This window comes from Microcoleus sp. A003_D6 (assembly GCF_036702825.1).
In the GTDB taxonomy this organism is placed as follows: domain Bacteria; phylum Cyanobacteriota; class Cyanobacteriia; order Cyanobacteriales; family Microcoleaceae; genus Microcoleus.
The window spans coordinates 1-26,202 of record NZ_JAUBWA010000064.1; the positions used below are offsets into that span (position 1 = coordinate 1).

Below are 26,202 nucleotides of genomic sequence, written 5' to 3' on the forward strand. Positions count from 1 at the left end.
TATTTTTATTTGGCGATTTTACTGGCTTTTTCATTTTAACCCTTTTTTGGCATACTCGCCAAAGTGAGATGCACCCGTTTTCACTGGCCCTGTGGGGGGAGTAAAATTAGAAACTTGACCTGCTGCTTGGACGTTTGGCAGAGGTTTTCCTGCAATTAAAGCTTCTAAGTTAGCTTCCATAATACTGCGCGGCATTTCGCCCATCGTTTCAGCAACGGCGCTGCCTTTATCGTTCAAATAGACAAAGTGCGGAATGCCGTCTACCCGATATTTGGTGATTTCTGGCAGCCATTTGTCATTGTCTACATTCAGCATTACAAAATTTAGAGGTTCGGCATATTTCTGTTTGATTTCGCTCAGGTCGTTAGCCATTGCCTGACAGCTACCGCACCAATTAGCATAAAATTCCATGAGTGTCGGTTTGCCGTTTACCAAAGCTGTTTCTAATGGCGTCGAAGCTTTTGCCATTTCGGTGAGACTGCTTGACGGCGTTTGAGTTCGCACTCCGAAGAAGATGGATACCGAAAGGGCGATCGCTGCTAACACGATCAATAAGTTTCTGAGGCGCGCGGCGACTTTTGTTTCGGGATTTTTGGCTTCGGGGACGACTGTTGACTTGGGGGAATTCTGGGTCATAAAATAAATTGCGCTTTGATTTCTATGTTTTTATTTTAAATAATAGATTCAGATTATAGCACATTTTGAGATAATCAGACCCATCTCATAAAAATTTGTGCTAAAGGCAGTAATTAGACCAAGTGCGCTAAAACATAAGATAACAAAGATTGTTTGTAAATTACCGAGGACTTGCAGGGTGAAAAAACGGGTGACGCTGACGTTTCCGCAACGATCGATCCAAATGCCTGTCACCTATCGACTGGCAAAGGATTTTAATGTTGCTGCCAACATTATCCGCGCTCAGGTGGCTCCGAACCAAGTGGGCAAACTGGTGCTAGAGTTATCAGGGGACATCGACCAACTAGAAGCGGCGATCGACTGGATGCGATCGCAAAACATCGGCGTTTCCCTAGCCAGCCGGGAAATACTCATAGACGAAGATATTTGCGTTCACTGCGGCTTGTGTACGGGGGTTTGCCCGACAGAAGCCTTGACCCTTGACCCAGAAAGCTTTAAACTAACGTTTGCTCGATCGCGCTGTATCGTGTGCGAGCAGTGCATCCCTACTTGTCCCGTGCAAGCTATTTCTACTAACCTCTAGGCCGCGTACAAACTCATCGGGGTCATCTAAAGGCATCCGTCAGTCGATTTGAGATTTGAGATTTGAGATTTGAGATTGAGTCCACAGATCGGTTAAGATGAAAAAAAACCCTTGGCTTTCACTAACTCTACTTTTCGTTACTTATTTCATTTTTGGCTGGAAGTTATCCGAGTTTGATGTTCCCCCCCACATTGTTTGGTTTTTAGCCCTAGCTTCTATTTTACTATTATCTGTCGGCTTGTCATTCCCGCTGAAAGACATAAAAGCCTTAATTATGCGGTGGTTTTCAAGTGATGCGGGTGCTTTTATTTCTATTATTTTAGGAGCTTTTGTGGCTGTGGTAGTAGTTGCGTGGATGCACCTTTTTGCTACTTGTTTAGTCTTGATTTCAGCCGGAGCTTTGGCAAGACTCGATATTCAAATATGTGGTTGGAAAAATTGGCGGGCTTTTGTGGTATTAATTACCATTTCTTTAACTGGTGTGGGGTTGGGCGGAGCGAGCGAGTTTTTATTAAAAACAGGCAGGCTCGTATTATATTAATTGGGAACAGGAAATTCACCCAACCAAATTATATAACTCGCAACGGATGTTTAGCCGAAAACTATCCGAATCTTCTGTTCTCCTTTCGTGGAAGATTGTGCCATACACAGAAAAATCAGGAATAAGCCTGATTTTTCCGGGTCAAATATATCTGTTGCTCAAAATATTATTCCCAAGTGCCCGCAAGTCCGGCAGCCAAAAACTAGATCGCAATAAAAAAGCAGCTTTAGGGAGCTGCTCGTCAGAATGCATGAGGTATTGTTCTTAGAATAGGACAGCTTAAATTCGATCGGTCTTGGGTTACATTTTTTGATACGGGAGAGTTGATGAGTGAATGGACGATCGTAAAATCGTCACATAGGAAGAGAGCATTGATGCTAAATTTTCCGACAATTAAGTTAGCGTTTAACTGTCCTTGCGCCCTACAGCCCTTCAGCGGTGGGGCCATTTTATTTTTAGAGAGAACTCAATAGGCGACTTTAATGCTTCAGACGAGTCTGCCATTAGTTTCTGCACAAAACCTCCGCACCGCCACATCCTCATACTTATCAAACTTACGCATCGCATCCTCTCAAACCCGGCTGATTCCCAAACATTTGACGGTTAAACAAACACACTCAGGCAGAAAACAGTATTTTTACGGGTCATACCATTTTTGATTTTTGATTTTTGATTTTTGATTTGGGAATGACTGATGAAGCTGGTGATTTGGATCGCGGGCCTACGGTCGCATTATTTTTGGGAACTGGTATCAAAAGTCCTCAGAAACCTCTTATTTTTCCAGAAACCGGGTTTCTGAGTGTATTAATTGATATCCTGTGCAGTTTCTGATTTGATAACTTTTTGGATTTCCTCGATCGCCCGACGCGCCACTTCTTCAGGCCTTTCGCCTCCACGAATGCAAACTCGGACATCTGCTTGAGCGTAGAAACGCTCTCGCTCGTTCAAAAGGCTTTGCAGCTTAGATTTGAGCTCGCCCTCCCGCAGTAGGGGTCGAGCGGTGTCCGAACCCAGTCGATTGTACAGTCGATCTACAGGCACATCCAGCCAAACCACTATACCGTAGTGCAAATAACCCCAATTCACCGATCGGGCAACAATACCGCCGCCCGTAGCCACCACCGAATTTTTATAAGCACACAATTCGCCGAGGATTTTAGTTTCTAGTTCCCGAAATGCCTCTTCCCCTTCTCGATCGAAAATCTCAGCAATTGACTGATTAGCAACTCGAACAATCAGTTCATCAGTATCAAAAAAACGGTATTTTAATTCCCTTGCCAAAATCCGCCCCACCGTTGTTTTTCCCGCACCCATCATCCCGACGAGATAGATATTCACTCCCCTCAACCAATCCACTGCCAAATCCTCCCATATTTTTCTATTTTTTCAGGTTAATCGGTCCACTGGGGCGATCGTCCTCATCAAATACATCATCTTCATCCAATCCCCAATCATCCTCTGCCTCTACACTAGGATTGTTCGGTGCTCCATCGGCGGGTTTAGGTATCGGATCTTGCGGGGGAACGATCACCCGATAGTCTGCATCGTAGACAGACTCAGTTTGCCCCACCCCAGACTGGTTTGGATCTCGATAGCCGTAAGAGTATACCGAGCCAGCCCAAGACTGGCTTTTCGGTTCCTGTTTAGCTTCGTAATCCCTCGGATTTGCCCCTGCAACGTCATTTACCGGAGGTTCGGCGGGCAAATCGCGATCGTCCCCCCAATCGTCATCGCTGCCAACAGAGCCGGATTTTGAGCCATCAGAAACCCAATCGTCCTCATCATCTGCGGCTGCATAAGTCCCCGCTTGAGCGTAATCCTGCGCCCCAGCAGGATTCGGAGTTTCTTGCAGGAAAGTCCGGGAACTGTAACCCGCCGATGTCCCGTACTCAGTTCGATAGGAAGCAGCAGCCTGAGTTTGGCTATTTTGCCTATTCAGATCCGGGTCAATTTCCTGTTTTCTAGGAGAGGGAGGCGGCGTGTAAGGCGTTCTGCTGTCCTCTGCGAAAGTATCGGGACGGCTGCGACTGGATCGGCCGGTGCGGTCTCGCGTTGGAGATAGATAATTTGAAAAAGCGACCAAACCAGAAATCAATAAAGATGTGAGAGCTCCCACCGCCATGCTCAGCAAAATCCAGATAGATAAGGGCAAAGCGGGCGATCGAACTCCCAAAAATACCAGCGATAATGCCGGCTCCACATTTTGCAGGGCAAAAATAGTCAGCCCTACCACAATTACTAGCAAAAATACAGGTCGCATATTAAAAATATTGGTAATTGGTAATTGGTAATTTGTAAATGACTAATAACTAATGACTAATGACTAATGACTAATGACTACTCTTCTTCCTTCCAGCGTTTGAGAGGAACGCAATCAATCTCCAACTGGTCTAAAGCGCGAGCCACCACAAAGTCTACTAAATCTTCAATAGTTTGGGGATTGTGATACCAAGCGGGAATCGCTGGTACAATTCTAGCTCCCGCTTCTGCCAACGCAGTCAAATTCCGCAGGTGAATCAAGCTAAAAGGGGTTTCCCTGGGTACCAGTACCAATTTTCGCCCTTCCTTGAGCTGAACATCGGCCGCTCTTTCGAGCAAATCCGAGCTCAAGCCAGCCGCCAACTTGCCTAGTGTACTCATGCTACAGGGAATAATCATCATCCCTTGGGTGCGAAACGAGCCGCTAGCAATATTAGCACCGACATCTTGCCAGGGATGGCACCGGAGTTTGCCCATTGTGGCTACTCCTGCTTGTTCCCGCCAGAATTCTTCTTGCAGAGTCGGTTCTGCCGGCATTCGGATGTTCTGTTCGCTTTGCCAAACCATGTAGGTAGACTTGGAAGCCACCAGTTCGATCGCGCGATCGGCCTCCAAGAGATATTTCAGAGTTCGCACCGCATAAATCAGTCCCGATGCACCAGTAACTCCTACAATTAGCGGTTGGGCGGGGACTGAAACAGAATTAGTCATGGGCAATTATCCAGGAATAAGCTCACTAATTATATCGCGATCGAATTTCCCCAACATTGCCGACTTAATATTAAAGTTACCAAATGTCGCCTTACTCCTGAATTTTTTTGGGCTTGATATTATCTAAAATCAGCCACAAGCCATAGCCAGCCAGCAGACAGATTATTGGCATAATGGGAAGGCGAAACCTATAGCCACCTGCAACGCCCCCGGATACGGCAAGGAAGTATGCGGCTATGCTGACAAGCGTTATCATTGCCCTATTTTTCAGGAAATTACTGGATAGTAAAGCTGCGGTAACACCTAGCAGATAGACTCCTAATATTAATAACAAGCTTAAGTCAGCAAAAAAAAGTATAGGCGAAAGGTGAAAATTACTAAATATTGCTCTCCAGCTTGTTTGACCAGTTAAAACTTTAGGAATTTGAGAGGAAGGACTTAGAGCAGGATTACGTTGCCTAGTGAATCGTTTTAGGTACAGCTTTGCGGGTGTCTCAATCAAGGTTCTAAGAGTTCCTTCTAAATGAAGGATTGAGGCATCCCAAGTATTGCTCATAATCATTTTCTTTCCTTCTTTCCCCATGTAACGGTAAATTTTGCTCTGACTCCATTCTTGTTGTTCGGGATGAAGTTTTAAATACTTTGCGGGATTATTACATCCAAGCTGTTCAGACATCTCTTCAAATGCTATATTTTTTTGTTGGGCAATTACAGATGCCCCATTATAGCAATATAGATTGTAATCAGAAACGGCCGCAAATCCCGAATATCCCGTTTTTACATAGTTCCTAACTTGCCAAATTCCAACGCTACCCATCGCGACTATAAAGAAAACGGAAGCATGAATAATCAAAATTTTATTTCTTTGAATCTTGGTCAAGCTATCTATTAATAAGATAGCAGAGATAAGGAAAGGTAAATAATACCCTATAGGTCGGACATATATAGATGCCGCTAAAGTAATTGCTGCACAGAGTAAATGTTGCCACGACTTTTCAGTAAAGTATTTTATCAGTAGATACATGAATAAAGTGATGAAGGCGGTAAAAAGGGTTTCAGGCATCAGCAGCATCAACCATAGGATAGACACTGGTTCAACTGCGTACAGCAAGGCACAAAAAGTTGCAATTTTGCTTTCACCCCAAATAGCCAATGCAATTTTATATATGATAAATATCGTGAAGCAGCTCAGCATTATTTGAATGAAGATTGCCACAAGTTCTTGCTGACCTAATAAAATTCCTGGTATCAATAATAGGGAATAGCCAGGAGTGCGGAAGATTTCAGGCTGTACGCCAGTTACAAATTGACCTGCCTCTATTAACTTTCTGGCTGTTATCAGGTATGATTCGGTATCTAGAGTGTAGGCTCCTGATGTGTAGTTAATAGCAAGAACCACAATTGTCAGTAAGCACCTCAGCAAAAAAGCTATTGTCAGCACTCCCCAGATTGTAAAATTAAAGCCATATATTTTTTTATTTTTCACCTATTTAATCCTCATTGAAAGCAATAAATACTCTGTTAATACTGCATATTTGATCGGGACTTACGCAGGGGTAGTCAGAAACCGGGTTTTTTACCTAATCTGCGATGCTACAACGAAGTATTGTCGTAAAAAACCCGGTTTCTCAGTCCCAATGCGTCCAGGACTATTTGATATTGAAATTACAGATCAAATTTCTTCTTTGATATCCGTTTCTGCAAAAAATGTAGGATTTTTTGTCGTATCCCAACAGCAACTCGCCTAGCGGGAGTAGTGGCAGCATCAACACTAGCTTCCTCCACATACTCACTGTCAGAATTCACATCCCAAAGGTTATGTTTCCCTGGGTTCCCGATATTCTCAGCCGCTAAAATTCCCATCAACAAACTGTGGTCTTGGTTGTTATACTTAAAAGCACCATAACGACCGACAACTTGCAAATTTTCAAATTGCTTGATATAAGTTTGAATTTCTGATAAAATGTACTTGTAATTGCCCGCATATATCGGATAAGTACGCGGCAAGCGAACTACAAAACCTCCCGCAATTTTCTCATTGCGAAGCAACTGAATTTTTCTCAATTCTTGTTCTGCCAAACTCAAAAGTTCAGCTTCCGGCTGCTGCCACATCGGTTCGTCAAAGTTGCACCAATATTCGCAGCATAAAGGCGTTTGATGCTGGTTCGGCAGCATCTCTGGCGACCAATTAGCAAAATTAGTCACTCTCCCGACGCTGACACTGGGTTCATTGATATAAAGCCAGTTGTCAGGGAATAACTGGCTGCCTTCAACTATTAGATAAACGAGAATTGTGTTGCGAAATTTGAGCGATCGCGCCAATGATAAGATTTGCTTACGGGGGGGGGAGCAATCATTTGATTTACTAATGTATTGAGTGGCACTGAGGAAATGACTGCACTACAGCAAACCGTTGACTCTACTCCGGTTTGGCGATTTCTCAGAGTGAGTTGAGTGACGCGGCTATTGTCGCTATGCACCTGCACTACTTCTGTATTCAGGAGAATTTCCTGATTTTTGCTCAGTAGATAGTCGCTGATTTTGTCGTATAATTGCCCTGAGCCTAAACGGGGAAATTGAAATTGATCGATCAGGCTTTTAACTTTGCCATCACTACCAAAAAAAGCGGTGCGGAGTGCTTTGAGCAGCGAAAGTCCTTTAATCCGCTGGGCTGCCCATTCAGCACTAATTTCAGTGCAGGGAATCCCCCAAAGTTTTTCTGTATAAGCTTCAAAAAATATCTTAAATAAACGCTTGCCAAATTTAGCTCTCACCCATTCTGAAAAATTTTCCGGGTGGCGGTTGGGTAACAGTTTTGCTGCTAAATAAGAAAAAAAGATGCGTATATTTTCAACTATACCGAGGGCAAATAAGACTTCTAAGGCTTTGAGAGGATAGCTAAAGTATTTGCCGTTATAGTAAATGCGGGTAAGGCGGCTGACAGTGACTTGTTCGGTGCCCAAAACTTCGTTCCAGAGTTTGAGGACGGGGGGAATTTTTGTGTAAAAGCGGTGGGGGCCGAGGTCTAGAATAAACCCTTGGTACTCAATGCTTTTAGCGAGTCCGCCAACTTGCGAGTCTCGCTCAACGACGACAACTGTTTGACCTTGCTGTGTTAGCGTATAAGCGGCAGCTAGACCCGCTGGCCCAGCTCCAAGTATGTATATCGGCGGCACGTTTTGCTGTGGATAAAGTTTTTATAACTAACGTTAGAGCGTACCACACTTTGTCAATAAAACAACCCACTTATCCAAACTTTAATATTCGATCGAACTTACTTGATGTCTGTAGGGACACGACACTGCCAATTGGTGTCAACAACCAGGTCAAACCCGCAGGGAAAGCAGGGGTTTAAACCTCTTAACTGGTAACTGGTTCCCAGGCTCATAGCCTGAGAACCCAGATTCTTATGCTCGGCCTCGCTTGGGAAAAGGTCGGCATAGCCTCCGGATATGCGTTACCAGGCTTCAGCCTGGTAACGAGTAATATCTTTCGGGACGGGTTTCGATGTCTTTCAGGACACGGCAGTGCCGTTTCCCTACTCCATTTCTGTAGGGACACGGCACTGCCGTGTCCTGATTCGTCGTGAATCGATCGGAGTTTAGAGAATTGGGAAAAAAGAACAAGAAAGTTAGAAGTAATTGGGAATAAAAGCATCAGAAAGTCATAACTAATTACTTTTTTGCTAGGACTAGCAAAAAAGTAATTGTATTACCTTCTTCCTGAAATCCGTTACATCCGTTACATCCGTTACATCCGTTACAGAATCCGTTGCCGAACTTCTTCCTTCTTTTATTCATCATCATCAAAAGCTTGACTGCCGCCGCCAACTGCAACTAAATCAATTTGCTGGCGGTAGTAGTCAACACTCTTGACTTGAACTTCTACCCGATCGCCCAAACGGTACTGATTGCGGTTTTTACGACCCACCAGAGTTTGCTGGCGCGATCGGTACTCGTACCAGTCATCCTTAAGCGAAGAAACGTGCACCAATCCTTCAACTCGCAGAATGTCGCTCTCAGGCGGCCGCACCTCAATTTCCACAAAGAAACCGTAAGATTGTACACCTGTAATCAAACCCTGAAAAGTTTGGCCGGTGCGCTCTTTCATCAATCCAGTTTTTTTCAATCCCTGCAAATCGCTTTCTGCATCTTCAGCAACCCTTTCGCGTTCCGTCAGGTGTACTACTACTGATGCAAACTCTGTCTCAAATTCGTGGTGCAAATCTGGCGGGAGAACGTTCCAAGTAATTTGACCGTGACAGGAGGAATGGTGCAAGTCAACTTTTTCTTTAGCCCGAGTTGTGCGACTGCTGCGGCCTTGCTCGAACACTGCTTGCAACAATCGCAGCACCAGCAAATCGGCGTAGCGGGAAAGCGGCGAAGTGCAGCGCGTGTAACCCTCTGACAGCGCCAAACCGAAGTGCGGCTTGGGAGTGGTGCTGTAAACAGCGGGCTTCATGGTGTCTTCAAGCAGGTAGGTAAGAACTCTTTCGGACTTGAGACCGGCAAACTGCTGGGTAAATCGCTGAAAGTCAAAGGGCAGAACTTCTTCTTCGGTTTCGAGATAAAGTTCGCCTCCGAGGTTGTTGGAGAGTTTGATGAACTCTTGAATGTCTGCCGGGTCTGGCATCGGCTGGACGCGGTAGATTGCTGGGACTCCCAAGGCTTGCAGGTGGGTGGCTACAGCTTGGTTGGCGAGTACCACCAACTCGGAGACAGCCGACTGGGCGGCGGGAGCCGTTGCAAAAGCTCCTAATTCGCCTTCGTCGTCGAAGTGAGAGTTAGCGTCGGGTAAATTTAGTTCAAAAGCTCCTCGCTTGAGCCTCGCCTGTCTGGCAGCCTGTGAGGCGGCTAAGATTTGATCGAGGAAAGGACGGAGGGCGGAGGACAAAGGGTGAACTTCGGCATCGGAGCCTGGTTCGAGAATTGCTTGAGCTTGCTGGTAGCTGAGCTGGTAGTCAATGTGAATGACGCTGGTTTGAATTTCGTATTCCAGCAGTTCTCCTGATTCGTCTAGGGTTAGCAGTATGCTAAATGCCAGCCGTTCGGTGTCTAGCAGCAGGGAGCAGCGCTCGTTCAGGAGTTCTGGCAGTACGGCGATGATTTTTTCTCCCAGATGGGCGGCGGTGCCTCGCTTGCGGGCTTCGCGGTCTAGGGGGGTTTCTGGCTGCACGTACTCGGCGGCGTCGGTGATGTGGATTCCTACTTGCCAGCCGCCGGACTTCAGGGTTTCGATCGACAAAGCGCGTTCCAATGGCGGATCGGAGAGGAATGAGGCAGGGTCGAACTCGTTTTCTGCTGCCTCGGCGGAGAGATTTTCCTCTTGGGCTTGAGGGGCCTCGTTTTCGCTGTTGGTGGTTCCGGGTTCGTTTTTGCTGAAGGTAACTGTTAGGATGTTACGCAAATCTAGGCGTTTTTTGAGGTCGGTTTTTTTGACTTTGCTGGGCAAGTTTTCGGCTGCTTTGATGACGGCGGCCGGAAAGGATCGCGGCAAGTCGTGTTTGCAGCATACGATGTCGAGGTCGTCAGCGGCTTCGGCGTCGGAGCCGAGTACCTGTACTACTTTGCCGACTGGGCGGTGGGTGCCGAGGGGGTAGCGTTTGACTTCGACGTGTACTAGGTGGTCGATCGCCTCTTGGAGGTTGGTGCCGTTTGCGAGCAAGTCTAGTTCAAACAACAGGCGATCGTCCAGGGGAATTGCTCTGTAGCTGACGCGGCCGGTGGGGGTGGCGGTTTGCTTGACTCGCGCGAGTACCGAAGGGTTGGCGCGTTCGAGGATGAGCATGACTTCGCCTTCGGGCGATCGGCGGCGGCTGCCTTCTTTGATGATTTTGACTAGGACTCGATCGCCGTTCCAAGCTGTCGAGAGGTGACTTTCCCGCACGTAAACGTCTTCTGAGCCTTCGGCGTCTTGAATTGCAAAGCAAAATCCTTTGCTCGAACAGCGCAGTTTTGCTTCTACTACGTCGTCTTCAGCTACTCGGCGGTAGCGGCCTTTGTCTTTGACTAATATGCCAATTTTCTCTAGAGCTTCTAATGCAATTTGAAGTTTGAGTTGACTGGTGGCGTCGTTGCAATCGAGTTTTTTCTCCAATGCTTTGGGAGCCACTAATTTGTCTTCTGTAAAATTTGCCAGCAGTGCAGCGATAGAAAATTCCATGTAGCGATCGATCCTCTTGTTTCCAGCAATTAGTCTAATTTTGGCGAAATCAGCCGCAGCCTCTCGAACCCTCGCAGTGCCTGTTTCCCAACAAATGCGCGGGTTAGTAGGTGGAGACGCGATCGCAGTCGGTGCTACCCGTGCGCGGGGATTTTTTCAAAATTTTTCCCGACACCGGCGACTTTGCTAATTGTCTGCTGTCTGTCTGCAACTGACAGATGACGGTGCTGACAAATGCCCCGCACCCTATTCCCCAATACAATTTTTTAGCGTTGGTTCCTTTGCTTTTCGCTTTCAGCGCCGAGCTCTTCGCGAATTAGAAAGCCCCTGTCGGTGCTTAAAAGATGGCTCAATGCTGAAAGCGACCGGTTGAGTCGGGGATGGGGAGATGGCTCGATGCAGAGGGATAAAATTTGCATTTGGGCCTCCTGCCTGTTTCCTTCTGCCTTTTTCCTGCTTTCTTCTTCCTTTTGAAGTGCCTCTTGCCTTTTGCTAAAGCCAAAGAATTTACCGGCTCAAGGCAAAATTGCTAGTAGCTCGCCGCTGCGATGCCCCTGTTTTTGCACGCGGTCTGCCCTTGCGGACAGAGGTGCAACGAGCGGGTCGGGAGCAATCTGTGCTGTAGAAAGTGCAGGTACGCAAACCGGAGACTTTTACTACTTTTGCCTAGTTGCTGTGTCATCTCCTATAGCTAGAAATGACGCCCGGTGCTTGTTAGCTTAAACGGCCGGATGTGGGATAGGGTTGAGTGGCGTGAAAGGTTTCGCGGATGATTCACCTTTCATTTATTGTACGTTGAATACGTGCTTTCAGAAAATTGTTTTCTCTGGGCTGCTTTTGAGCCAAGCGCGACGAACGGTAATTTTTTGAATTTTCGCGCTCTCTGGCACGATCGAGCTCTCTCGGTCGCTTTCTGTTAAGCTGTCGGGTATTTAAATTGTATTTTTGGGCGGGCTACAAGAACCCAGCCCACAAGAATTTCATCAAACTTGACTGTCTGATTGAGATGCGCCTGGGCTTGCACGATCGCCATACAGTTTCCACAAATGTTGAAGAATCCAGCAACTATTGCGCGATCGTGTACTAAACTTAAGTCATAAGCCCCTTCTGGTTTCGGGGTCACAAAACTATGTTTGCTGAATTTCGTGCCTTTTATCCCGCTGGACAGTTAATCTGTGAGTTGCTGACTATTCATCACGGTAAGTTTGTGGTTCGCTGTCTGGTTCAGGTTGACGGCAAAACTCTCGCTACCGGTATGTCGGCTGCTGAGTCTGTTGAGGAGGCTGAAGACCGCGCCCGGTTGCGCTCGCTCGCTGTCCTGGCATTTGCTGCGCCGCAGGAGGCGATCGAGCCTGTTCCGGTTCCGGCTCCAGTTGCTGCTGTTGCGGTTCCGGCTCCGGCTCCGGTTGCTGCTGTTGCAGCTCCAGTTCCGGTTGCTGCTGTTGCAGCTCCAGTTCCGCCGGCCTCTGTTCCTCTTCCTGTTTTAGAAATGCCTGTTACCGATAAAATCGCAGTACCATATCAAAGCAATTTTGTCAATACTGAAGCGAAATTAGATTCCGAGGCGATCGCACCTGTACCGGAACCGCTGCCGCCAACGGTCGATCGGGCTGCGACTGGTTTTGGATCGAAGGAGTTAGACTCGGACGCTTGGCTTTCTTCAAGCTACGGCGAACCGATGGCGGAACTGGATGTGCCGACTGCTAGCCAAAGTGAACAGCAGCAGGGTGCGGCCTCCGTCAGGGAATTGCAACCGATCGCGGTGGGAATTCCGAGCGATGCGATCGAGGATGATTCTGATACGATCGCCCAAATAGACGCCATCCTCAAACGCCTGCAATGGAAGAAAAAACAGGAAAGCGACTGTCTCGAACACAATTACAACAAGTCGTCGCAGAGAGAGCTTTCGAGCGAACAGTTGGTAGATTTCTTAGAATATCTGGAAATCTACAGCAGAACCACTGAGGAAATCAAGCGGTTGGGCTGGACTCCCAACCAAGGAAAAGATTATCTCAAACAAGCTTACGGTCAAGAAGCGCGGCATTTCTTAAAGCAAGAACAATTGCTCGACTTCCTGCAATATCTCGAATCTTTACCCTAGTAATTCGGCCACCACAACCCGTGGGGCCAGAACTCAAGAAACCGGGTTTTTTACCGAGATTAAGGGTTTGAACGAAATATTTGGTTAAAAAACCCGGTTTCTCGCCACCAGTCCATCCAGAACTAAAAAGCTATTTTGAACGTTAAAAATTAAAAATCAAAAATGAAGAATATTTTCCCATTTTTGATTTTTAACTTTTAATTTAAGCGACGGCAGCGGCGATCGGGCGGCTGGCGGAAGGACGGCGATCGATCACTTGATCCACTAAGCCGTAATCCTTTGCTTCTTGGGCGGACATGAAGAAATCCCGTTCGGTATCTTCTTCAATGCGCGATAGAGGCTGACCGGTATGATCTGCCAAAAATTGGTTCAGGCGGCGTTTGTGGTACAAAATCTCTTTGGCCTGAATTTCAATATCGGTTGCTTGTCCTTGAGCACCGCCTAGAGGTTGGTGGATCATAATCCGGGAGTGAGGCAAACTCATCCGCTTGCCTTTAGCGCCGGCACTTAACAGAAAAGCGCCCATGCTGGCGGCCAAACCGAGACAAATAGTACAAATGTCGGGGCGGATGTGGTTCATCGTGTCAAAAATGCCCATACCTGCTGATACCGAACCTCCTGGGGAGTTGATATAGAGGTAAATATCTTTCTCTGGGTCTTCGGCGTCTAAAAATAGCAGTTGGGCAACGATCAGGTTGGCTAAGTCAGAGTCAACCTGTTGGCCCAAGAAGACGATGCGATCGCGCAGGAGTCGCGAGTAGATGTCAAAGGCGCGTTCGCCGCGACCGGATTGTTCTATAACTGTTGGGATCATTGACGCCAGCCTGCCTATTACGTATCTTTTTTTTATTTTAGCGATTTGGGCTCATTTATAGTTAGGGTGCGGTGGCGGGCGATCGGCTTTTACGACCAAAATCCTGAATCTGGGCTGGATTGAGGTATCTGGGTCGTCGTAATTTCTCGATTCGAGAACTGAAATCGCTTGTTCGTGGCTGACACTAGGGTCATATAAAAATCTTCGGGAGTCATGAATCTGATGACGGTGGGCGATCGTCCAATTCTACTAAAGCTACTTTTACACAGGCGCGAACAGCACTCCAATCACGTTCGGATAAATGCCCAATCAAAATCAGGTTGGCAGAAGGCGGTAAAGTAAGAATGAAACTGCGGAAAACAGATACAGTTCTCAAACCGGCGGATGCCCAATCTTGCAGAGTATAGTCAGTAGAGCCAAGATTTGTTGTCTGGGTAGTGATTAACCCAACTATGAAATCAGGGCGGTTTTTATGATAAGTAGTCGAGGACAAAACCACAACAGGGCGACGTTTAACACCTGTGACACCTGGAAAATCTGCTGTTAAGCTGTTGTGCATTTAAATTGTATATTTCGAGTCCCGATCGAACAATCGTCAAATCCTCTCCCCCTCTCCCCTTCTCCCCCTCTCCCTCTCTAATACCATAGGCAATCTAGATGCAACACAGCTTACTACATCACCCGGATTGAATTTCACTAATCCATCTCCTCACTCTCCGGGAAAAGTGTAGCTGCGTATTGCAAAGAAAAGGTTGTTACATCGAAACAATCTTCCTCACTCCAGGAATCACTTTGCTCGACGACAGCGACATTATGCTGTGATAACTCGTTGAGGATCAAAGTTGCCAAGCGTAACCGCTCCGTTGGTGACAAAGTGCGGACAACTTGAATATAGATTTCTTGAGCAGTAGTCGGCATAAAAAATTCTCCTGCCTTCGATTTTAACCCAAACAGGCGTCCCGATCGGAATATCCCCCTTATCTCAGATCGTTAGAAGAGTTATATCCACTACATACTAAACTACTCAAATTTTTATAGCCCAACCACGGCGGTACATTCCATACAAAATCAACCACCAAAATAATACCGCAGTCACGGCAAAAGCTAGAGAACCGTTCAGCGGCCCCGCCCACGGGACAAACCAGTTTTCGTAAATCCAAGTGTAAGTTGTTGGAGCATTCCCCCCGCTGCCGATATGAGTTTTCAACAAAATTCTAGCGACAATCCCGGAAGCAACAAACACGAAAATAGCATTCACTCCCATGATTTCAAACGGCCGACCCCATTTCCAATTCCGCACTTCTATTGTTTCGTAGCAAGCTGCTAGCAATAGCAACGCCCAACCAGCGGTAAACACTACATAGGAACTTGTCCACAGTTGTTTGTTGATCGGAAAGGAAAATCCCCACAAACGGCCGATTACTAGAGAACTGAGGCCGCCGATCGCTAAATTTAAACTGGTGCGGGTTTTGATTGGCTGCACGCGCAGCCACTCTCCTGTAAAGTAGCCGATGAGGACTGTTACAACTGCTGGTAAGGTGCTCAACAATCCTTCTGGATCGAAGGGGCCACCTTTGTACAGGTGTTGGCTACCGAGAATTAGCCGATCGACATATCCTCCTAAATTCCCCTCTGGCGTGAGTTCGCCGGCGCTGTACCCCCCTACAGGCACTACGGTTAATGCAGCCAAATAGCCCAAAAGCACGGCAATCGCTAGCAGTTTTTGATTGCGCGGGGAGAGGTTGAGAATGGCGATCGCACTGATAAAATAAGCTAAGCCGATGCGCTGCAATACTCCCATAATGCGGATTTTACCGAAGTTTTCCACGGGGGCGCTGTTGAGAAGTACGTCAAGGGCGATCGAAGATGTATTTAGCAGCAATCCTAATACAAACAAAATAGTGGCGCGCCGCGCAATTCGCCAGTAAATATTTGTGTTTATTTTTGTAGTAGTTTGGGTATATTTTGACAGGGAAAAGGACATCGCGCAGCCAACGATGAACAGAAAAAAGGGAAATACTAAGTCTGTGGGGGTGCAACCGTGCCATTCTGCGTGATCTAGTGGCGGATAAACCTGTTTCCAACTGCCGGGGTTGTTGACTAGAATCATGGAGGCGATCGCAATTCCGCGAAAAACATCAAGGGATTTTAAGCGCATGGAGAGAAGGAAGAAGCGGAGAGGGGGAGAATGGGAGAGGGGGAGAAGCGGAGAGGGGGAGAATGGGAGAGGGGGAGAATGGGAGAGGGGGAGAATGGGAGAGGGGGAGAATTGCGAAATTACCAATTACCAATTACCAATTACCAATTACCAATTACCATTAATCATTAATCATTACCTATATCTCTATTCCTTCCAAAGTCATAATGACTGCATTCTTCATCAACATATCGCAGCGTTCTGCATAAAAAGCTGCTGCCTTATCATACTTGTTGACTTGCAACACGCGCAGAAACATTTGCCTTGCTTGCGCGAATTGCTGCTGGTAGTGAAAAAAAATTCCCTGTTCAAAATAAGTTTGCGTTTGTGCTTTTAGTTCGATCATTGTATCCGAGTCGCCGTCGTAAATTTCAAATACAGCAACAGGTGTTTGTTTTCCTTTTACTTGAACGCGATCGAGAAACCTGCACTTGTAATGTTGGGGGTCATCGATTCGGCAAAGGGTTTGAACGCTAGCTAGAATACCAACTCCGTAAAGCTTTGTCAATCCTTCCACGCGGGCGGCTAAATTCACAGCATCCGAAATTACCGTACTTTCCATCCGTTCCGCTTCGCCAATAGTACCCAACATTAAAGTTCCCGTATGCAAACCAATCCCTATCGAAATAGGTTGATAACCGCTATTTTGCCTGTGTCTGTTATAAATTTTAACTTGCTGCTGCATCTCAATTGCTGCTTGCACGGCATCTTCAGCCCTGTTAGGAAACAAAGCCATAATCCCGTCACCTATGTATTTATCTATAAAACCATTGTACTGGCGGATAACTGGACCAACTCGGCTTAAATAAGAGTTTAGAAATTCAAAATTTTCTCGGGGAGACATAGTTTCTGACAAACTTGTAAATAAGCGAATGTCGGCAAACATAATCGTCATTTCTGCCTGTACAGAGTCTCCCAATCTAGCATCAACAATGCTTTCAATTTTGAGAAATCTTAAAAATTCGCGGGGGACAAAGCGGGCGGAAGCTGTTGCAATTTTTTCTAGTTCGCTTTTGCTGGCTTCGATTTGAGTGAGTGCGCGAAATGCTCTCAGTGCTGTGACTACCGTGGTAAATAACTTTTTGTTTGTCAGTTCTGTTTTAGTTTTGTAATCGTTAATATCGTAGCTGACAATTACTACATCTTCTGGCACTTGTCCCGGCTGTCCGGTGCGCAAAATAATCCGCACTATTTTATTGTCTAAAATATCGCGGATGTATTTTACTACTTCCAAGCCTGCCTCTTCTGTTTCCATCACTACATCGAGTAAAATCAAGGCTATATCTGGATGAGCTTGGATCATTTCTTTGGCTTCTTTGCCTGAGAAAGCGCTGATAAATGTGATGAGTTTATTTTCAAAAGTAAAATCATTTAAGGCGAGTTTGGTAATATTGTGAATCTCAATTTCATCATCTACAATTAATATTTTCCAACTGGCTTCTATGGGTTTTTCTTCCGCCTCGTCTTCTTCGGCAAATATTAATTCGTCATCGCCCGTCGCTATTAATTCGTCATCGCCCGCAGCGAACAGGTTTTTACTAGCTTCTGACATTTATCGTTCTCCTAAATAGAATTTTATTAAAAGTGGCGGCCTAATAACTAATTGGTAAATTTAGCGGGAAATTCAATCATAAATTTTGTGCCTTTTTCTACTTGACTTTCGCAGCAAATTGTACCTTTTAGTTTTTGAGTGACGAGGTTGTAAATAATATGCAGTCCCAATCCGGTGCCGCCCTGACCTCTTTTGGTGGTAAAAAACGGTTCAAAAATTTTACTGAGATTTTCTGGGGCAATTCCTTTGCCGTTATCGGCATATTCAAATATTAGGCGATCGTCCTCTAGTTTGAAATCAAAGGTCAGAATTCCTTCGTCTTCTCTATCGTAAGCGTGAATTAGGGAATTCAACACCAGATTTGTCACAATTTGACACAGCACGCCGGGGTAACTGTTCAGTACAATATTTTCATCGCACTTAATCTCTATTTTGTGTTTAGTTCTTTTGAGTTTAACAGTTAAGGATGTCAAAATTTCCTCTAGATAGTTTTTCAAGTTAAACGTGCGTTTTAATTCGCTCGACTGATCTACTGCTACTTCTTTAAAACTGTGAATCAACTCCGCCGCCCGCGTGAGGTTGGATAAGATAATATTACTGCTTTGCATGGCGGTATCCAGAAACTTTTCTAACTCGGAGCGTTTAATTTTGCCGTTGGTGTAAAGCTCAAAAAATTTTGTGGCTTTTTCAGCGAGCAGAGAAGCGGCGGTGATGCCGATACCGATGGGAGTATTAATTTCATGGGCAACACCTGCAACCAACCCTCCGAGGGCAGCCATTTTTTCCGATTCTACCAGTTTATTTTGGGCAGATTTTAAATCTTCTAAAGTTTGGGAGAGCTCGGAGGTACGCTGCTGTACTAAATTTTCGAGATTGTGATTGAATTCGTGCAAATTGGCGTAAAGTTGGGCGTTTTTGATTGAGATAGAAATTTGAGAAGACAGCAGTTTTAATATTTCTAACCTGTCTGGCGTAAAAGCGCCTGTAGTCAGATTGTTTTCTAAATATAGAATGCCGCAGAGTTGGCCTTGATTGATTAAAGGAGTGCAAAGAATTGATTTAGGTTGAACGGCAATTATATAGGGTGTGCGAGTAAATTGTCCTTCGCGGGCGGCATCGTTTAAAACTACGCTTTCTTGGGTGCGGGCGACATAGTTGACAACTGCAACTGCCAGCAAAGTTACTTCTCGATCGTCTGCTACAAAATCTATGGGAATTGATTGCATGACAGCAACGCGATCGACATCTACAGATCCTGATGCTTCAATCACCCATTGACCGTCTTTTTCTAGTATTAAAAACCCTATTTGCCCCCCGGCATTTTCAATGACAATTTTCATCATTTTTGCCAGCAGTTTGTCTAGAACTATTTCGCCGGCTAATGTGTGCGATGCTTTGACTGCTGTTGTCAAATCTAGCACGCCTGCACTGTCGCTCGTAGTGGAAGCATTGCTGATAGATTTGTGAGTTTCGATATTAGTTGAAATCGAGGCTGAAGCTAGCAAGTGCGAGTATTTTGATTCTAAATGCGCTGCTTTGGCTTTTGCTCCCCAACGCTGATAGCAATAACGCGCTTCTGTCAAGTAAGTTTTAGCAATTTTTTCTCGTCCTATGGATAAATAAAATGCTCCTGCCAATTCGGCCGCGAGTGCTTGTACCTGTATGTATCCGTTTTGTTGTGCTCCTTGAATTGCCCAGTCGTAATATTCCATTGCTCTCACAATATTGCCTAAAACTCGCGCTTTTTCTGCGGTAATTAAGTCGCATTGATGTTGAAAATTCATTGGCGCAGAAAGCGCTTTTTTTTGCAGCTTTTTTCGGTTGCTGGTTGCGGAATAAAGATGCTCTTCTTGTTCCTCTTTTGTTGCAGATGGATATGCTGCTAGTCGGGCGAGGGCATCGTAAAAATGGTATTCAGGAACATTAATAAAGCCCGCAACTCCGTCTAAATAAACTTCGGCTTGCGCTGCATTTTCTAGCGCTCGCTCGATATCTCCAAATAAATACGATAATATTAATTTTTGCAAATAAAAGTGCTGGAGTCCCACCCGATCGTTAGCTTTTAACAGCAGAGGCAGCAATTTTTCTTCGCTGTAAGCTTCACCTAATAAAATGTCGGAACTTGGCAAGTTTCCCATCAAGTGCAAAACTGTTTGCCGATATATTTGATTCCAACTCAATACCGTTTCTTGCTTGAGTTGGAACAGCAAATGGTTGTAATTTGCCATCTTTCGTTCCAGTTGTGGCAATTCTTGACCGATGAAATACAAAGATTGACAAATATTTACAGTCGAATATCCGACACATTCTAAATCACCATTCTCTAGCGCGCTTTGATAGGCTTCCTCTAACAGCGGTAAAGTGTCTTTAACGTGATGCTTTCCGTGCATCAAAATGAATGCTACTAAATTAAGCGTCTTGCTTTTAAATTCTAAAGCATCGAGTTTAGCGATCAAATTTAAAGCTAATTGACCGAAGCGGTCGCCGGATTCAATATCTCTAACTATTCCTTTTAAAATTGCTCCGTAATTAGCATAACCGAAAGCCGAAAAAGCCGAATTTCCGTAGTTTATAGATAAATGAACTTGCTCGCACACAATCAACGGTTGCAGCACAGGTTCGACTATAAACGTAGCTGAAAACATACTGGAAAGCACGCGCATAGTTGCTAATTTTCGCGGATTTGTCATCACCGGCAAGTTAATTAAATCTTCTATTTTTTTTCCGGTTAAATAAGCTGCGGTTTTAGCCAGTGCTTGCTGAATGTGGAGGGGAATCGGCGCTTCTGGGAAGTTGATTCCTAACATTTTTAGTGCTTCCCGACCAATTTTTACCGATTCTTGGAGTTTGGTTTGCATCGCACAAGCTGTGATTCTGATTTCAAAAACTTTGATTTTGTCTAGTTCATTTTTTGCGTGTTGCAGGACAACTTCGGCCCATTTTTCCATTAGTTCAAACTCGGTATTGAGGTAAGCTGCTTCTGCGGCTGACTCGTAGAGTGCAAGAGTCAAGTCGTAGTCAGTTTGCCAACTTTCGGGGGGAAGCAGTTCAATACCTGCGGTGAAATATTTGACGGCGAGTTCGTAAGCTGCACTTGCTTTTGCTTTGCGACCTGCAATTAAATTTAATTGGCATAATTGAAATTTTTCTAATTCGCTGCTAATGATTTGTTGGGCTGCATTTAGTTGGTTGACTGTATCAAAGATATGCTCTTCTGATTGCTCGGGATGTGCGTGTTGCAGCAGATATCTGCCAATTTTGAGATGGGTTTCTTGTTTCTGAGATGCGGATATTAAAGCATAAGCTGCTTGCTGTACTCGCTCGTGCAAAAATTTGTAATTCGTGCTAGCAGCATCAGCAACTGGTAGGGAAAATTCATCTGTAAAGTCTGTAGATATTTTGTCTGTTACTTCTGTGGTTGCTGCTAGCGCGATCGGAATTTTGCAGGCGCTATTCACGGGCACAATCAGACCAGACTGAAGTGCTTCCCAGAGGTCGGTTGCTGCGAACGCCAGAGGTTTTTCGCCGATGATCGAGAGAATTCCCAAATCAAATCTGTTGCCGATACAAGCGGCTAATTTGAGCAGTTCCTGCGTATTCTCGGAAAGTTTCTGAATGTTGTCTATCATTAATTCTACAACATTGTCAGTTATTTCCATTTGTTGTATTTGCTCGATATCCCACTGCCACTCGCCTGTGATTTGGCTTTTTTTCACAACTCGCTCTGGGATTTGTCTGGCAAAGTCAGAAAGGGGAGGTTCGGCCGGCTCGACCGAAGTTTCTGACGGTTCAAATTTAAATTCTAATAATTTTTTTGAGTAAAGATACTTCAACAATTGAGTTAAAAAAAATGGATTTCCTGCGGTTTTTTGAAAAAGTAATTGTGCTAAATTTAGCGATTTTTCTGGTGCGCAGTTGAGAGTATCAGCAACGAATTGATTGACGCTGTTGATATCGAAAGGTGAAAGGGCGATCGCGCTCACAGTCCCGCCTGCTTTTCTAATTGCTTTGGCCGCGAGCATTACGGGATGATTGGCATCTACTTCTTGTTCTTGATATGCTCCAATTATTAATAAGTATTGACTTTCTATATCTGTTGCTAGCAGTTGTATTAACTTGAGCGATGCTGAATCGATCCACTGCAAGTCGTCGAGGAAAATTACCAGCGGGTGTTCTTTTTCAGTAAAGACGCGGATGAATTTTTGAAATACTAAGTTAAAGCGATTTTGAGATTCACTTGCTCCTAAATCTGGCACAGGGGGCTGCGGCCCGACAATCAGTTCTACTTCGGGAATAACTTCAATAATTACTTGGCAGTTGCCGCCGAGGGCCTTTAAGATTTTTTGTCTCCAAACTTGGACTTGGGCGGCTGTTTCTGTGAGGATTTCCCGCAACAACTCTTGAAAAGCTTGGAGCAAAAAACTGTAGGGAATATCGCGCTTAAATTGCTCGCATTTGCTGTCAATAAAATACCCGTTTTCACGCCGAATCGGCTTGTAAATTTTATAGACTAACCACGATTTTCCCAGACCGACACAACCGGAAACGATCGCGATTTCTGTATTGCCCCGCCTCATCCGATCGAACGTACCCAGAAGCATCTTAACTTCGGCTTCTCGCCCGTAAATTTTTTGGGAAATTTGCAGGTGACTTGACCGATCTTGCTGACCGAGGGTGATGTGAGAAATTTTGCCTGTTGTTTGCAGTTGAGCGAGACATTTTTCTAAGTCGTACAAAAGTCCGAAAGCACTTTGATACCTGTCTTCGGCGGTTTTTGCTAATAGTTTCATCACGAGGTCGGAAACGACTTGAGGAATCTCCTCGCTTTCTGCTTGATTGATTCTGCTTTCTATTTTCTGCTTTCTATTTTCACAAGGAGAAACTGGGGTTTTGGCAATATGGCAGTGTACTAATTCCATCGGATCGGTGGCATTAAAAGGCAATTCGCCGCAGAGCATTTCATAAAAGGTGACGCCTAAAGAATAAAAATCGCTCAGGTAATCGATCGCCCGATTCATGCGTCCCGTTTGTTCGGGAGACATATAGGCGAGGGTTCCTTCGAGTAAATTGGGATGGCCCAGGGCGGGGTTTTCGCCCGGTAGCAGGGAGGCGATCGCAAAATCAGCAATTTTGACATCCCCTGTCGAACTATTGACAATAATATTGCTCGGTTTAATATCTTTGTGGATGATGTGATGTTCGTGGAGTTGCCCGATAGTTTCTGCTAATTTTATGGCAATTTGCAGAAATTGTTGTAACTCTAGCGGGCCGTTGCTGAGATATTCTTTGAGGGAAATACCGCCAAAATCTTCTAAAATTAAAACAGGAAAGTGATTGTAGTTTTCTAGTTTGTAAAACTTGACTATTCCAGGGAAATTTAATTTTTTAATAATTTCACATTCGTGCAGGAGTTGCGCTATTTGGGCTGGGGTAGGGTAGGTTGGCGTGAGAGTTTTGAGGATAACTGGTTTTTGTTCCTCAAGCTGCATCCCTCGATAAATAACTGTGTGAGGGTTTGTATAAATTTCTTCGTCAATGCGGTATCCCGGAATGGCAATCATGATGTTTGGGGGTGTTTTAAAGGTGAGGTTATACAATTTTAGATTTTAAATTTTATATTTGAGATTGAAGAAGTGGGAATGAACGATCGCCTAAGAGTTTCGATTGCGGGCCTACAGAATTATTTTTTTTTAAACGCATATTATTAACCGGACTTACGCATTCAGACCAAAGAAACTGGGTTTGTTACCGATCTGCGGGCTGCAACGCGTCTTTTCGTAAAAAAAACCTGTTTCTGGGCTCCCATGCGTAAGTCCTAATTAAGTAAGTGGAAATAAAGATCGCAGGTATAAGGCGGTTATTACCGCAATAAATTGGCTGCTTATTATATAGCTTAGCCAAACCCGCCAAGGCTGATGCTCGATACTTTTTTTTGTTTCCTCACTTATCTATATTGTATTCAAAAAATCAGAAGCCGCACTTTGCTATCCGGGCAGTGCCAAAATAAACTGGTGCGTGCAAATCAACAGCTAAAATCAAAAAACCATGCAGAATATAACGGCCTCAAATCCAGCGACTGCGACCGATCGCGCTTTGGGCACCGCAGAGATTAAACTACTGGTACTGGATATCGACGGCACGATCGCAGGTTTGTCAAATGACATCCGAGAACCCGTCAAGCAGGCAATTTTGGCAGCCGAGTTGCGGGGGGTGAAAGTGGCCGTGGCTACGGGCAGGATGTACCGATCGGCTTTGCGTTTTCACTCGGACATCGGCTCAACTTTGCCGCTGATTTGCTACCAGGGCGCGTGGATTCAAGACATAGCAGCTCAAAAGCGGCTGCGTCACTTGCCGCTGTCGAAACAAACCGCTCTGCAACTGTTAGATTATTTTGAAGAACCGGATTTGCGACCGCTCCTTTCGATCCATTTCTACATTGACGACAAACTTTATGTCCCGGAAATTACCGCAGCTACCCGAATTTATGCCGAACGATCGGGCATTGAACCGATCGCGATTAAAGATTTGCGGCGAGATATTCCGGGGGAACCGACGAAAATTTTGGCTTTGTGCAAGAATCCGGCGGTACTCGACGGCTTGCACATCAGTATGCGAGAGCGCTACACGCCTGCGGAACTTTATTTAACTCGATCGGTTTCTACTTTTTTTGAAGCTACGCATCCTTCGGCGAATAAGGGAGATGCGGTGCAGTATTTAGCCGAGGAAATTTTGGGTTTACAGGCGGCGAATGTGATGGCGATCGGCGACAATTTTAACGATCTAGAAATGATTTCCTACGCGGGTGTGGGCGTGGCGATGGGGAATGCTCCTGATGGCGTGAAGGCTGTTGCTAATTGGGTGGCGCCGGATGTGGAGGATGATGGGGTGGCTGCTGCGATCGAACAATTTGTTTTGGGCGATCGTTGATATTTGTAGAAATAATAATTTTCCGAATGCGAGCGTCTCGCTCGCTCCGCAGAAGACTGGGCGGTTGAAACCGCGTCTATACAAGCCAAACCCGCCTCCGCGGGTTGAAGACCGGGCAGTTATTCTCTTCAGTCTCGCGTTGTGCGGACTTCGTTTGTGTAGGCGCGGTTTCAACCGCCGTCTTATTTACAGTATAATTCCGATTTTAAAAATGCCTTTCAACAGAAAAAGCACCGACGACTGGCCGTGTTTCGTCTCGGTGCTTTTTCTGGTTCGCTCCTCACACGTCCATCAATATAGCTGACTCAGTAGATTGTGTCAATGGTTTTCACAAAAGTTTTTTTTGGAGTCGGCCGAAGCTCGGATGCGGCTGCGGTGGAGCGAGGTATAACCTTTGTAATACAGGGGTTTAGCCGATCGCCCCAGAATTGCATTCACCATAAAAATTTTACTTCACTTCCACCAGCCAGTCCAAAATCAGAGCGTTGACTGCACTCGGCCGCTCGTCGTGGGGACAGTGGCCCGTGTTGGGAATTGAGACAAATTTCACGGGTTTATCGTTGGCGGCCAATTCTTGATAAATCTGGCTGCCGGCGATCGGCGTCCAGGGGTCGTCTGCGCCCCAAAGTACCAATAACGGACGATCGACCTTTGGCAGCAATTCTGACGGCTGAGGGCCTGCTGGGGCCGTGAGAATCGAGGCAAATACCTGTTGAGCTCCGGGTTCGCAGGAGGGGGCGTGGAGGAGTTCTACGAGTTCGTCGGTGATGGCTTCGCGGTTCCCGTAGACTTGGCGCAGGGTGTTGCGGATGCGGTGTTTTTGGCGGATGTTGTTGAAGACAAACGGGCCGATGATGGGCGATCGAACTAATTTAGCAAAAGTCCCCATGACTAATCCCAGGGGAAAACTAAGTTCTTCGGGTCGGTGGTTGAGCCCGCCGGCACAGTTGATTAAGACTGCGCCTGCTGATATTTCTGGATGGTTGGCGACTACCATCAAACTCAGCAAAGCGCCGATCGAATTCCCGACAAATACCGCCGGTTCTTGTACCAGATCCGCCCAGAAATCAGTCAGCAATTCTTCCCACAATTCCAGAGTGTAATCGAGGGCCGGTTTGGCGGAAGCGCCGAATCCCAGCAAGTCCAGCGCAAATACGCGATAGCCGCCGGCCGCGAGTGCGGGGATATTTTGCCGCCAATGTCCGATCGAAGCCCCAAATCCGTGAATCAAGATCAGAGGGCGGCCGGTTCCTTGGACGGTATATTGGATTTTGTGACCTTTCCAAGTCCAAATTAATTTTTCAAAGCTGGTTGCAGATACTAATTGTTGTGCTGTCACGGTTATTATGTAAAGTTTCGTTAACTACTTTCATTATATAGCAATCCTAAATTATTTTCTATATCTAGAGCAATCCTAAATTATTTTGTCTGTGTAAGTATATTGACGTATTTTGGGGAAATCAAATTTATGTTCGTTAGTAAAAAACTCTCTCCAAAAATTTGACAATCTTAAAAGACCTACATAAATACCAATACTTTCTTAAAAAGTTTTAGCTTGCAACCAAATATCTTCAACGGGATTCTGTTGGGGGGCATTTGGAGCAAATAAAATACAAGTAATTGACCAATCATCAGGCTCTTTATCACCATTTACTTCTAATAAAAAGTCTCTAAACTGAAGTCCCCCCATTGATAAAGGCTTCTGAGTATGTACAGCTT

At 45.5% G+C, this 26,202-nt stretch carries 22 protein-coding genes; 4 read left to right on the plus strand and 18 right to left on the minus strand.

Going from position 1 to position 26,202, the window contains the following annotated elements; all coding sequences use genetic code 11:
* Positions 1-30: 30 nt before the first annotated feature.
* Positions 31-636, minus strand: a complete 606-nt coding sequence (locus QUB70_RS18360; RefSeq protein ID WP_332982514.1) for a thioredoxin family protein — start codon at positions 634-636, stop codon at positions 31-33.
* A 178-nt stretch (positions 637-814) separates the two neighbouring features.
* On the opposite strand from QUB70_RS18360, the gene QUB70_RS18365 reads away from it, so the two are divergent.
* Complete coding sequence (locus QUB70_RS18365; protein ID WP_293126164.1) at positions 815-1,219, plus strand: NIL domain-containing protein; 405 nt, start codon at positions 815-817, stop codon at positions 1,217-1,219.
* A 97-nt stretch (positions 1,220-1,316) separates the two neighbouring features.
* Positions 1,317-1,760, plus strand: coding sequence for a hypothetical protein (locus tag QUB70_RS18370; protein ID WP_332982520.1), 444 nt, complete (start codon positions 1,317-1,319; stop codon positions 1,758-1,760).
* Positions 1,761-2,564: 804 nt separating this feature from the next.
* Here QUB70_RS18370 and QUB70_RS18375 read toward each other — a convergent pair.
* From QUB70_RS18375 to QUB70_RS18410, 8 genes are all read right to left on the minus strand, one after another.
* Entirely contained in the window at positions 2,565-3,116 is a 552-nt protein-coding gene (locus QUB70_RS18375; RefSeq protein WP_332982521.1) for a shikimate kinase, read from the minus strand.
* 22 nt (positions 3,117-3,138) lie between these two features.
* On the minus strand, positions 3,139-4,020 hold the full coding sequence (locus QUB70_RS18380; RefSeq protein WP_332982523.1) for a LapA family protein: 882 nt from the start codon (positions 4,018-4,020) through the stop codon (positions 3,139-3,141).
* Between the two features lie 77 nt (positions 4,021-4,097).
* A complete protein-coding gene (locus QUB70_RS18385) occupies positions 4,098-4,730 on the minus strand; it encodes a flavin prenyltransferase UbiX (protein WP_332982525.1) in 633 nt (210 codons plus the stop codon).
* Positions 4,731-4,821: 91 nt separating this feature from the next.
* The gene (locus tag QUB70_RS18390; RefSeq protein ID WP_332982528.1) at positions 4,822-6,216 is read right to left on the minus strand and encodes an ArnT family glycosyltransferase; all 1,395 of its coding nucleotides are present in this window, start codon (positions 6,214-6,216) and stop codon (positions 4,822-4,824) included.
* Between the two features lie 179 nt (positions 6,217-6,395).
* Positions 6,396-7,052 carry a hypothetical protein gene (locus QUB70_RS18395; RefSeq protein WP_332982530.1) on the minus strand — a complete coding sequence of 219 codons (657 nt, stop codon included), beginning with the start codon at positions 7,050-7,052 and terminating at the stop codon, positions 6,396-6,398.
* Positions 7,007-7,906 carry an FAD-dependent oxidoreductase gene (locus QUB70_RS18400; protein ID WP_332982533.1) on the minus strand — a complete coding sequence of 300 codons (900 nt, stop codon included), beginning with the start codon at positions 7,904-7,906 and terminating at the stop codon, positions 7,007-7,009. Before QUB70_RS18400 ends, QUB70_RS18395 begins: the two co-directional genes overlap by 46 nt.
* 616 nt (positions 7,907-8,522) lie before the next feature.
* On the minus strand, positions 8,523-10,892 hold the full coding sequence (locus QUB70_RS18405) for a ribonuclease R family protein (protein WP_332982536.1): 2,370 nt from the start codon (positions 10,890-10,892) through the stop codon (positions 8,523-8,525).
* A 916-nt stretch (positions 10,893-11,808) separates the two neighbouring features.
* On the minus strand, positions 11,809-12,015 hold the full coding sequence (locus QUB70_RS18410) for a hypothetical protein (protein WP_332982537.1): 207 nt from the start codon (positions 12,013-12,015) through the stop codon (positions 11,809-11,811).
* 6 nt (positions 12,016-12,021) lie between these two features.
* On the opposite strand from QUB70_RS18410, the gene QUB70_RS18415 reads away from it, so the two are divergent.
* Positions 12,022-12,993 (plus strand): hypothetical protein, encoded by a 972-nt coding sequence (locus QUB70_RS18415; protein WP_332982538.1) that lies wholly within the window; start codon positions 12,022-12,024, stop codon positions 12,991-12,993.
* Between the two features lie 202 nt (positions 12,994-13,195).
* On the opposite strand, the gene clpP is transcribed toward QUB70_RS18415, so the two are convergent.
* The 6 genes from clpP to QUB70_RS18445 all read right to left on the minus strand — a co-directional run bounded on the left by clpP (position 13,196) and on the right by QUB70_RS18445 (position 23,117).
* Positions 13,196-13,807, minus strand: coding sequence for an ATP-dependent Clp endopeptidase proteolytic subunit ClpP (gene clpP / locus QUB70_RS18420; protein WP_332982540.1), 612 nt, complete (start codon positions 13,805-13,807; stop codon positions 13,196-13,198).
* Between the two features lie 211 nt (positions 13,808-14,018).
* On the minus strand, positions 14,019-14,366 hold the full coding sequence (locus tag QUB70_RS18425) for a type II toxin-antitoxin system PemK/MazF family toxin (protein WP_332982541.1): 348 nt from the start codon (positions 14,364-14,366) through the stop codon (positions 14,019-14,021).
* Between the two features lie 137 nt (positions 14,367-14,503).
* Complete coding sequence (locus QUB70_RS18430) at positions 14,504-14,725, minus strand: hypothetical protein (RefSeq protein ID WP_332982543.1); 222 nt, start codon at positions 14,723-14,725, stop codon at positions 14,504-14,506.
* Between the two features lie 106 nt (positions 14,726-14,831).
* Complete coding sequence (locus tag QUB70_RS18435) at positions 14,832-15,965, minus strand: acyltransferase family protein (RefSeq protein WP_332982546.1); 1,134 nt, start codon at positions 15,963-15,965, stop codon at positions 14,832-14,834.
* Between the two features lie 178 nt (positions 15,966-16,143).
* Complete coding sequence (locus QUB70_RS18440) at positions 16,144-17,556, minus strand: adenylate/guanylate cyclase domain-containing protein (protein ID WP_332982548.1); 1,413 nt, start codon at positions 17,554-17,556, stop codon at positions 16,144-16,146.
* Positions 17,557-17,603: 47 nt separating this feature from the next.
* Positions 17,604-23,117 (minus strand): trifunctional serine/threonine-protein kinase/ATP-binding protein/sensor histidine kinase, encoded by a 5,514-nt coding sequence (locus QUB70_RS18445; RefSeq protein WP_332982549.1) that lies wholly within the window; start codon positions 23,115-23,117, stop codon positions 17,604-17,606.
* 484 nt (positions 23,118-23,601) lie between these two features.
* Here QUB70_RS18445 and QUB70_RS18450 point away from each other — a divergent pair, with 484 nt between their 5' ends.
* On the plus strand, positions 23,602-24,483 hold the full coding sequence (locus QUB70_RS18450) for a Cof-type HAD-IIB family hydrolase (RefSeq protein ID WP_332982550.1): 882 nt from the start codon (positions 23,602-23,604) through the stop codon (positions 24,481-24,483).
* A gap of 318 nt (positions 24,484-24,801) precedes the next feature.
* Here the strand turns inward: QUB70_RS18450 and QUB70_RS18455 are convergent, their stop codons facing one another.
* From QUB70_RS18455 to QUB70_RS18465, 3 genes are all read right to left on the minus strand, one after another.
* Entirely contained in the window at positions 24,802-24,924 is a 123-nt protein-coding gene (locus tag QUB70_RS18455) for a hypothetical protein (protein WP_332982551.1), read from the minus strand.
* A 7-nt stretch (positions 24,925-24,931) separates the two neighbouring features.
* Entirely contained in the window at positions 24,932-25,822 is an 891-nt protein-coding gene (locus tag QUB70_RS18460; RefSeq protein ID WP_332982553.1) for an alpha/beta fold hydrolase, read from the minus strand.
* Between the two features lie 201 nt (positions 25,823-26,023).
* Positions 26,024-26,173 carry a hypothetical protein gene (locus tag QUB70_RS18465; RefSeq protein WP_332982572.1) on the minus strand — a complete coding sequence of 50 codons (150 nt, stop codon included), beginning with the start codon at positions 26,171-26,173 and terminating at the stop codon, positions 26,024-26,026.
* Positions 26,174-26,202 lie beyond the last annotated feature (29 nt).

Excerpts from the sequence above, each read along its gene's own strand:
- QUB70_RS18370 (WP_332982520.1), top strand. The coding sequence starts at position 1,317 with ATGAAAAAAAACCCTTGGCTTTCACTAACTCTACTTTTCGTTACTTAT.
- clpP (WP_332982540.1), bottom strand. The coding sequence starts at position 13,807 with ATGATCCCAACAGTTATAGAACAATCCGGTCGCGGCGAACGCGCCTTT.
- QUB70_RS18455 (WP_332982551.1), bottom strand. The coding sequence starts at position 24,924 with ATGGTGAATGCAATTCTGGGGCGATCGGCTAAACCCCTGTATTACAAA.
- QUB70_RS18405 (WP_332982536.1), bottom strand. The coding sequence starts at position 10,892 with ATGGAATTTTCTATCGCTGCACTGCTGGCAAATTTTACAGAAGACAAA.
- QUB70_RS18435 (WP_332982546.1), bottom strand. The coding sequence starts at position 15,965 with ATGCGCTTAAAATCCCTTGATGTTTTTCGCGGAATTGCGATCGCCTCC.
- QUB70_RS18430 (WP_332982543.1), bottom strand. The coding sequence starts at position 14,725 with ATGCCGACTACTGCTCAAGAAATCTATATTCAAGTTGTCCGCACTTTG.
- QUB70_RS18380 (WP_332982523.1), bottom strand. The coding sequence starts at position 4,020 with ATGCGACCTGTATTTTTGCTAGTAATTGTGGTAGGGCTGACTATTTTT.
- QUB70_RS18440 (WP_332982548.1), bottom strand. The coding sequence starts at position 17,556 with ATGTCAGAAGCTAGTAAAAACCTGTTCGCTGCGGGCGATGACGAATTA.
- QUB70_RS18465 (WP_332982572.1), bottom strand. The coding sequence starts at position 26,173 with ATGGGGGGACTTCAGTTTAGAGACTTTTTATTAGAAGTAAATGGTGAT.
- QUB70_RS18415 (WP_332982538.1), top strand. The coding sequence starts at position 12,022 with ATGTTTGCTGAATTTCGTGCCTTTTATCCCGCTGGACAGTTAATCTGT.
- QUB70_RS18385 (WP_332982525.1), bottom strand. The coding sequence starts at position 4,730 with ATGACTAATTCTGTTTCAGTCCCCGCCCAACCGCTAATTGTAGGAGTT.
- QUB70_RS18425 (WP_332982541.1), bottom strand. The coding sequence starts at position 14,366 with ATGCACAACAGCTTAACAGCAGATTTTCCAGGTGTCACAGGTGTTAAA.
- QUB70_RS18445 (WP_332982549.1), bottom strand. The coding sequence starts at position 23,117 with ATGATTGCCATTCCGGGATACCGCATTGACGAAGAAATTTATACAAAC.
- QUB70_RS18360 (WP_332982514.1), bottom strand. The coding sequence starts at position 636 with ATGACCCAGAATTCCCCCAAGTCAACAGTCGTCCCCGAAGCCAAAAAT.
- QUB70_RS18450 (WP_332982550.1), top strand. The coding sequence starts at position 23,602 with ATGCAGAATATAACGGCCTCAAATCCAGCGACTGCGACCGATCGCGCT.